Source organism: Streptomyces sp. NPDC040610 (assembly GCF_055594065.1).
In genome coordinates this window covers 528,720-536,554 of sequence record NZ_JBVIXA010000007.1, presented here as the reverse complement: position 1 = coordinate 536,554, position 7,835 = coordinate 528,720, and the positions used below count along the sequence as shown (strand labels likewise).

Genomic DNA, 7,835 nt, shown 5'->3' with positions numbered 1-7,835 from the left:
CCCCCCCCCCCCCCCCCCCCCCCCCCCCCCCCCCCCCCCCCCCCCCCCCCCCCCCCCCCCCCCCCCCCCCCCCCCCCCCCCCCCCCCCCCCCCGCGCCGGGTGGCGGCTAGCCGCCGATGTGGAAGGACTCGCCGTAGACCTTCCAGTCGAGCGGCGGGTTCAGGTTCAGGTTCTTCTTGTTGAGGAACACGCGCTGTGCGGTGTCCACGCGGCTGGTGTCCTCGTGGGCCTCCTCCTGCTTCATCGCCCAGACCCGGGCGTCGAGGAAGGCGTGCAGGTACTTGACCTCGTCGCCGCCCTGCGCCGGGGGCTTGGCCTTGGTGAGGGCGCGCTTGCGTATGCTGCTGAAGCCGGTGCTGTCGCCGCCGTCGCCGTGCATGACGATCGCGTCGTAGTAGGCGAACTGGCCGAGCGTGCCGATGCCGTCGGCCTTGCCCTGCTTGACCGCCGGGTTGAAGTAGACGCGGTCGCGCTCGTCGTTCTGGGCCTTCTGGAACGCGGAGTCCTGCGCGGCCTTCTTCCAGTCCTTGGTGAAGTTCGGGTCCAGGCCCTCGTGGGAGTCGCTGCCGTCGACCTTGCGCAGCGCGGGCAGGTACTTCGCGAGCACGTTGCCGGGCTTGCGCTGGGTGTACAGCTCGACGAGGTCGAGCATGTCGCCGGTGCCGGAACAGAAGCCGATGATGCCCGCCGTGTAGCCGCGGCCGTCGTCGATGTCCTCGATGTAGCCGTACTGCGCCTTCCAGTCGAGCGAGGAGTTCTCCGCGCTGGAGACCAGCTTCATCGCGATCTCCTTCTTCGCCGGGTCGTCGAGCCCGGCGGCGGAGACCGAGGGAGCGGCGCTCGCGGGCGCCGGGGCCGGGGCGGCGCCCGCGGTCTGGGTCAGGGCCAGCGAACCGGCGACCAGGGTGGCGCCGACCAGGCCGATCACGGCACGTCGCGTGGCGCGCCGGTGGGGGGAGCGGTGAGCGTGCAACGGGTCCTCCAGGTGGGGGAGTTCAGCGTTCCGCTGTTCTGTTAGGAAGGTTTCCTACCAGAGTTTGAAGGTGACGTATACCCGTCAAGCAAGAGTCGTCGGAGGTGTGGCGCCCTCCCGGAGCCCGCGGACCGCGCCCCGGCCTCCGTCCGTCACTCCCCGGTGGCAGCTCCCCGCGCCCCGGACGCCCCACGGGCCGCGCGACGTCGCCCATACATGGCCGGTCATCGACCTAGTCGCTGCTCACCCTGGTCCGTACTATCCCAGCACCCTCAGCCTCCGCTCATCGCTCGCGGGCCGCTCATGACCCCGTGCGAGGGCTGAGTCAGTTCCTCCCAGCACGGCTACATCCCCCACCTCACGGCGCCGCGCCCTGCGCGTGTGCCGCCGTGGGCCGAAGCAAGAATTGGGAGAACCATGTCCGTTGCACTGCTCGCCGGGGGCGCACTAGCCGCCCTGATCGGCGCGGGTCTGCCCGCGCAGGATCCTTCGGGTTTCTCCGACCCGCCGCCGGACAAGATCGTGATCGACGTCGCTACCGTGAACGGCTCGGGCTGCCCCAGAGGGACCGCCGCCGTCGCCGTCTCCGAGGACAACACGGCCTTCACCGTCACCTACAGCGACTACCTCGCCCAAGCGGGCGGAAATTCCTCCCCCACGGCGTTCCGCAAGAACTGCCAGCTCAGCCTGGTCGTTCACGTCCCCCACGGCTTCACCTACGCGATCGCGAGCGCCGACTACCGCGGCTTCGCGGCACTGGAGAGGGGCGCCAAGGGCACCGAGAAGGCGTCGTACTACTTCCAGGGCTCCCCGGACACGGGGACCAAGACGCACTCCTTCAACGGCCCGGTCGCCGACAACTGGCAGGCCACCGACGAGACCGAGGTCACCCAGCTGGTCTGGGCGCCCTGCGGCAAACAGCGCAACTTCAACATCAACACCGAGCTGCGCGTCGACCTCGGCACCTCGGACCGCACCAAGACCAGCTTCATGACGATGGACTCCACCGACGGGGACATCAGCACCATCTACCGCGTGAAGTGGAAGGAGTGCCCCTGATCGTGCCCGGATGAGGCACTGACCAGCTCCTGGTGAGGGGGTCGCGCCCGCGGCGGAATCCTGCTTCCGTCCGTCCGCGGGCGCGGCGACTCACTCGGAACCGGCGAGCGCGGCGCGCACCTGCTTCGCGATCGCGTACGTGTCCCCGGTGGGGCGGACCGCCAGCCGGCCCGGCTGCCGGGTCCAGCGGTCCTCCAGCGCGAACCAGTCGATGTCCTTGGGCGCGCGGCCCTCGTCGAGCGCGGCGCGCAGCTCCCCGAAGTACGTCTTCCAGCGCAGCCGGTACAACCCGCCGACCAGGCCCGCCCACTCCCGGTTGGCGTAGTCCTTCAAGCCCGCGTCGGCCCCGGCGCGGGTGCCCCACACGGTCAGCAACGACAGCTGGTCGTAGGCGAGTCGGTCCCGTTCGTGGGCGTCGGCGCCCCAGCCCCTGGCGTCGGCGAGCGCGCGGCCGAGCAGATGCCGGGCGTCGGTGGCGACCAGCCGGTCGAGGAGGTCGATCAGGCCGAGCCAGGCGCGGGTCAGCTCGTCGAAGCGGGCGGTGTCCCGCCGGTCGTACGCGTCCTTGATGCGCGGCAGCAGCACCCGGCTGCGGTTGGACAGGGCCTGCCGGGCCACGTCGAGCAGATCACGGCGGTACGCGGACGACCCGCGCAACTCCCTGCGTACCGCGAGCAGTTCTCCGAGCGCGGGCTCGAAGTCCGCCGCCTCGTAGCGCAGCGCCTTCGGCGACCAGGAGGCCGCCGACGTCACCGCGAGCCCGGGGCGCGCGCCGAACAGGCCGTCGGCGCCCTCCGCCCATTTGTCGGCCCGCGTGGTGCCGTAGGCGGTGCGGCGCAGCACGTCCCAGGCGGCCCGCGCGTGCGGATCGGCCGCCCCGTAGCGCGCCACCGACCACGCGTCGAACCACGCCTTGAGGTCCAGGTCGCCATCCAGCCACGGCAGTTCGGAGAACAGGGCGAACGCCGCCGGGTTGTTGTCGGCGGCCTCCGGCATCAGCGCGATGCCGCGCAGGGCGCTGCCGTCCTTGGTGCGCCACTTCTCGTACAGCTCCGCCCAGTCCGGCGTGTTCGCGCCGAGGACCGTGTGCCCGCCGAAGTTCCAGATCGAGCCGAAGGCGTACGGCGTGGAGCCCCAGTCGGACTCGCGGTCGGTGACCGTGGGGAAGCGGTCGGAGAGGCCGTCGACGACGAGCATGCGGGACTTGTCGACGGCGTCCGTGAGGGCCTTCGGCGGATTGTGCTGCCAGCCCAGGATCACCCAGAGCGCGTCCGGATGGGCTCTCCGCAGCGCCCTCTCGACGCTCTTCGCGGCCTCGCCGACCGGCACGTCACCGGGCTTGCCGCCCTCGTGCAGCAGGTCCATCTTGTACATCGTCGAAGGGCCGAACAGCTCGTCCTGCACCCGGTAGAACGCGGCGGCCACGCGCGCGAACGCGTCGGTGCGCGGGTCCAGCCAGTCGGGCCGCGCGAATCCCACCCAGTCGCCCTGCGGCACGGTCCGCGCCCCCGGGTTGCGGTCCTCGAAGCCGGGCGGGACGGTCCCGAAGTAGCCGGGGAGCACGGGCGTCATGCCCAGCTCACGGGCCCGGTCGGCGATGCGGCGGCCGAGGCGGGCGCGCTTGGCGAGCAGCTGCCGTGACACGGGGTGCGGGAAGGACGACATGTTCTGCAGCAGCCACCACGGCTGGTGCGCGGGGCCCGGCACCCAGGCCCGCAGCTCCTCGTCGTCGTACCCGAACTCCTGAAACATCCGGTGATAGACGGCGTCGGCCCCGGCGTACACCAGGACTTCGTTGTAGCCGTGCAGGGCGAGTACGTCGAGTTCGTGCTCCCAGTAGGTCCAGTCGGCGTAGGCGTTCACGTAGCCGTCGTTGGTGTCGTTCAGCACGAAGCGGTGCGGGACGTCGGCGCGCCGGGTGACGGGGGCGCCCGGGGCCGGGAGCGTCGCGGGCAGGTCGATCTGGTCGCCCGCCCAGGTGATCGAGGCGTGCGCGGTGTGCTGCAAGTAGTGCCGCAGGCCGGTGAGTTGGACGCCCGCGGTGGGGCCCGACACGACGATGTGGCCGCGCTTTCCGGACACCCGGAAGACGTCGTCGTCGCTCGCGACCGTCTTGAACGTGACCTGCTCCCAGTGGTCGGGGAGCAGCCGCCGCGCGGCCGCGGTGGCCGCCGCGGCGGGCCCGGACCCGCTGCGCGTACGGACCGACGTGCCGGGTGCCGGGCCGTCCGCACCCCGTGACGAGGCGGGCGAACAGGCCACGGCGGCACCGGCGGTGCCGGCGAACGCGGTCAGGACGGTGCGGCGGCGGGGCGGGTGCGGCATACGGGGCTCCGGGGGTCGGGGCGGGCGGAGAGTACCGAGGTGACTCTTGCCCGGCCCGGCCCCGTCGCGTAACCCTCGGGCGGGAGGTTGCGCTGTCCTTCACCGTCCGGTCGGACGCCGTTCAGGCGGCCCGCCCCGGGCTCGGGACTTGGGCTCGGGACGCCGTTCAGGCCGTGGGCTGCGTCCGCCGGAAGTAGTCGTTGCCGCTGCCGTCGGGCCACGCGAACGTGAGCTGTCCGCCGCTGAGCCGGGCCGTCCCGGCCGCCGACTCGCCCATGCAGGTCGCCCGGATCACCATGGCCGCGGTGATGGTGCCGGGGCAGGACTTGCCGCCGGACGCCATGTTCATCGAGGTGCCGTTGACGGTCAGGACGATCAGCCGCCCGCCGCTGCCGCGCCGCACGTGGTACCAGGTGCCCTGCACGGACTGCGGCCCGGCGGCGGGGCGCGTGGTCTTCTTCGGAGGGACGGCGGGGGCGCTGGCGCGGGGCCTGGTGGGGGTGGCCGCGGCGGTGGGGGTGCCGGGGCGTGTCGGGGTGGCGGTCGCCTTCTTCGTACGGCTGGGGGTGGGGGAAGCGGTCTCCTCGGCGTCGCCCTTCTTGCCGCCCTTGTCGCTCTTGTCGTGCGGGGCGTTCTTGTCGTCGGTCTTCCCGGCCTCCTCCACGGACGCCGTGGAACCCGACGAGCCCTTGCCGCTCTTCTTGCCGTCACCTCCGCATCCGGTCAGGGCGAGGGAGAGCGCGGCGGCGACGCAGGTGGCAACGGCAGGTATTCGGCGCACGGAGAAGTCCTGAATTCCGGTTCTGGTGGGGGGACTTGGAGGAGCCTGCCACAGGCCGGAGCGCGAGATCCAGGGCCGCCAAACATGTTCCTGCGATCAGTTCGACTGCACCACGGACCACCAGGATTCATCGGATCAACGGGTGCCGTACGCCCCAACTGATCCCCAGGAAGGTCTCGTTCCTCGCATTGACATCGGATGTATCTGCTCCTACGTTCCCCAGCGTTCCGTCAACGAACAGGAGCCCGCACATGCGTAGAAGAGTCCCCACGCTCGCCCTGCTCCTCACCGCGGCCCTCTCGGCCACGGCCCTCCCGACGGCCGCCGCCACGCCCGCGCCCCGCGCCCCCGCCCCGCCCGCCGGCCCCGCCGCGGGCCCCGGAACCGACCACGCCGCCGACGACCCCTTCACCGCCGACCGCACCAACTGGTTCCGCCAGGACCGCTTCGGCATGTTCATCCACTTCGGCGCGTACTCGAACCTGGAGGGCGAGTACAAGCGCCCCGACGGCACGGTCTGCCGCAACGCCGAGTGGATCCAGCGCCAGTGCAGGATCCCCAAGGACGCGTACGAGAAGCAGGCCAAGGCCTTCGACCCCGCGGACTTCGACGCGCAGGCGGTGGTGAAGGCGGCCAAGGACGCCGGGATGAAGTACATCGTCATCACGTCCAAGCACCACGAGGGCTACGCGATGTGGCCGACGAAGGTCAACTCCTGGAACCTGCGGGACCATTCGTCGTTCGACAAGAACCGCGACATCCTCGCGGAGCTGAAGAAGGCGACCGACGAGGCGGGCATCAAGCTCGGCTTCTACTACTCGATCTGGGACTGGCACGACCCGGACTTCCCCGACCCGGCGACCTTCCCGAAGTACGAGAAGCGCATGTACGCCCAGCTCAAGGAACTGGTGGACACCTATGACCCGGCGCTCCTGTGGTTCGACGGCGAGTGGGACACCGAGGACCCGCACAACCCGTGGACCGCGAAGGACGGCGAGCGCCTGGAGTCCTACCTGCGCGGTCTGAACCCGGACCTCGTCATCAACAACCGGGTCGGCAAGCGCCGTGTCACGGACGGCGACTACGGCACCCCCGAGCAGGAGATCCCCGACGCCCCGGTGGACGGCCAGCTGTGGGAGTCCTGCATGACGCTGAACGACAACTGGGGCTTCGCCCGCTACGACCAGAACTGGAAGTCGGGCACGAGCCTCGTCCGCAACCTGCTCGCCACCACGTCCCGCAGCGGCAACTACCTCCTGAACGTCGGCCCCGACGCACGCGGCCGCATCCCGCAGCCGTCCGTCGACCGCCTCAAGGAGATGGGCACCTGGCTGCGCACGGCGGGCCAAGGCGAGGCGGTGTACGGAGCGCGTTACGGCGGCCTGGTCGAGGAGCCGGAGTGGGGCGCGGTGAGCCGCAAGGGCGACAAGCTGTACGCGGCGGTCACGCGGTGGCCCGGGGCGGGCAAGCCCTTGCACCTGACCGCGCGCACCGACTTCGAGGTCACGTCGGCCCGGGTGCTCGGCAGCTCCCAGCAGGTCACCGTCACCCGGTCCGGCGACGGCTTCGACGTGACCCCCTCCGGCGCCGCGACGAACCCGACCGCCACCGTGATCGAACTGACCGTGGACCCCGGCCGCACAGCCCGCCCCGGCAAGGGCAGGGGCCTCAAGCAGGAGGTCTTCGACAACCCGGAGCTGGCCGGCGCCCCGAAGGTCACCCGCACCGACCCGACGGTCAACCACGCCTGGAAGTTCGGGGGTTCACCGGCCGCGTCCATCCCCTCCGACCGCTTCGGCGTCCGCTGGACCGGCTCGGTCGAGCCGCGCCGCACGGAGACGTACACCCTCACGACGGTCTCCGACGACGTGGTGCGCGTCTGGATCGACGGGAAGCTCGTCATCGACTCCTGGAACCCGCACGAGCCGAAGGTCGACAAGGCCAAGGTCCCGCTGACGGCGGGCAAGCGCCACAGCATCCGCGTCGACTACGCGGAGAACACCGGCGAGGCGCACATGAAGCTGCTGTGGTCGAGCCCGAACCAGTCCCAACAGGTCGTTCCCAGGACCCAGCTGTTCACGCGGTAGAACGTTCGTTTCGGAGCTGGTTCAGAGGTGCGCGAGGGTGCTGTCCACGGTGGCCAGGAGGGCCTTCCGGTCGTCCTGGACCCGGCTCAGCACGCGCAGGCCGTAGTACGTGCTCTGCACCAGGCGGGCCAGGGTGCGGGCGTCGCGTCCGGACGCGATCTCCCCTGCGGCCTGGCCCGTGCCCACGACCGCGCACAGCTCGTCCTCGACCCGGTCGAAGCAGCGCCGCACGGCGCTCTTGACGTCCGGGTCGAGGGCGGCGACCTCGACGGCGGCGTTCATGGCGAAGCAGCCGCGCCGCCCCTCGGCGTCGTCGAGGTCGCTGTCGAGTGAGTGCAGCATCATGGCGCGCAGCCGCTCCTTCGCGGAGCCGGGCTCGTTCAGGCGCGCGACCTGCTCGGCGGTGACCGTCTCGTAGTACCGCTCAAGGGCGCGCAGATACAGTTCGCGCTTGCCGCCGAAGGTGTTGTAGAGGCTCGACGGGCCGAGGCCCGTGCTGTCGCACAGGTCGCGGGTGGAGGTGCCCTCGTACCCGTGGCGCCAGAAGGTCTCCATGGCGGCGGTGATGACGCGGTCCTCGTCGAACTGTCGTGGCCTGGCCATGGGCCG

At 71.3% G+C, this 7,835-nt stretch carries 6 protein-coding genes; 2 read left to right on the top strand and 4 right to left on the bottom strand.

Annotated features, from left to right (window positions below; genetic code table 11):
- Nucleotides 1–107 precede the first annotated feature (107 nt).
- Nucleotides 108–974: a chitosanase gene (locus ACZ6AA_RS25930; RefSeq protein ID WP_468454379.1), complete on the bottom strand. Its 867-nt coding sequence runs from the start codon at nucleotides 972–974 to the stop codon at nucleotides 108–110.
- Between the two features lie 417 nt (nucleotides 975–1,391).
- Here ACZ6AA_RS25930 and ACZ6AA_RS25925 point away from each other — a divergent pair, with 417 nt between their 5' ends.
- On the top strand, nucleotides 1,392–2,033 hold the full coding sequence (locus tag ACZ6AA_RS25925) for a DUF4360 domain-containing protein (RefSeq protein WP_468454381.1): 642 nt from the start codon (nucleotides 1,392–1,394) through the stop codon (nucleotides 2,031–2,033).
- Nucleotides 2,034–2,123: 90 nt separating this feature from the next.
- Here ACZ6AA_RS25925 and ACZ6AA_RS25920 read toward each other — a convergent pair whose 3' ends face one another.
- Both ACZ6AA_RS25920 and ACZ6AA_RS25915 read right to left on the bottom strand, forming a co-directional pair.
- Nucleotides 2,124–4,358, bottom strand: a complete 2,235-nt coding sequence (locus tag ACZ6AA_RS25920; RefSeq protein ID WP_471460197.1) for an alpha-N-acetylglucosaminidase — start codon at nucleotides 4,356–4,358, stop codon at nucleotides 2,124–2,126.
- A gap of 166 nt (nucleotides 4,359–4,524) precedes the next feature.
- The gene (locus tag ACZ6AA_RS25915; protein WP_471460194.1) at nucleotides 4,525–5,139 is read right to left on the bottom strand and encodes a hypothetical protein; all 615 of its coding nucleotides are present in this window, start codon (nucleotides 5,137–5,139) and stop codon (nucleotides 4,525–4,527) included.
- A gap of 251 nt (nucleotides 5,140–5,390) precedes the next feature.
- On the opposite strand from ACZ6AA_RS25915, the gene ACZ6AA_RS25910 reads away from it, so the two are divergent.
- Nucleotides 5,391–7,226, top strand: a complete 1,836-nt coding sequence (locus ACZ6AA_RS25910) for an alpha-L-fucosidase (protein WP_471460189.1) — start codon at nucleotides 5,391–5,393, stop codon at nucleotides 7,224–7,226.
- Between the two features lie 21 nt (nucleotides 7,227–7,247).
- On the opposite strand, the gene ACZ6AA_RS25905 is transcribed toward ACZ6AA_RS25910, so the two are convergent.
- Nucleotides 7,248–7,829: a TetR/AcrR family transcriptional regulator gene (locus tag ACZ6AA_RS25905; protein ID WP_468454389.1), complete on the bottom strand. Its 582-nt coding sequence runs from the start codon at nucleotides 7,827–7,829 to the stop codon at nucleotides 7,248–7,250.
- Nucleotides 7,830–7,835: the final 6 nt, after the last annotated feature.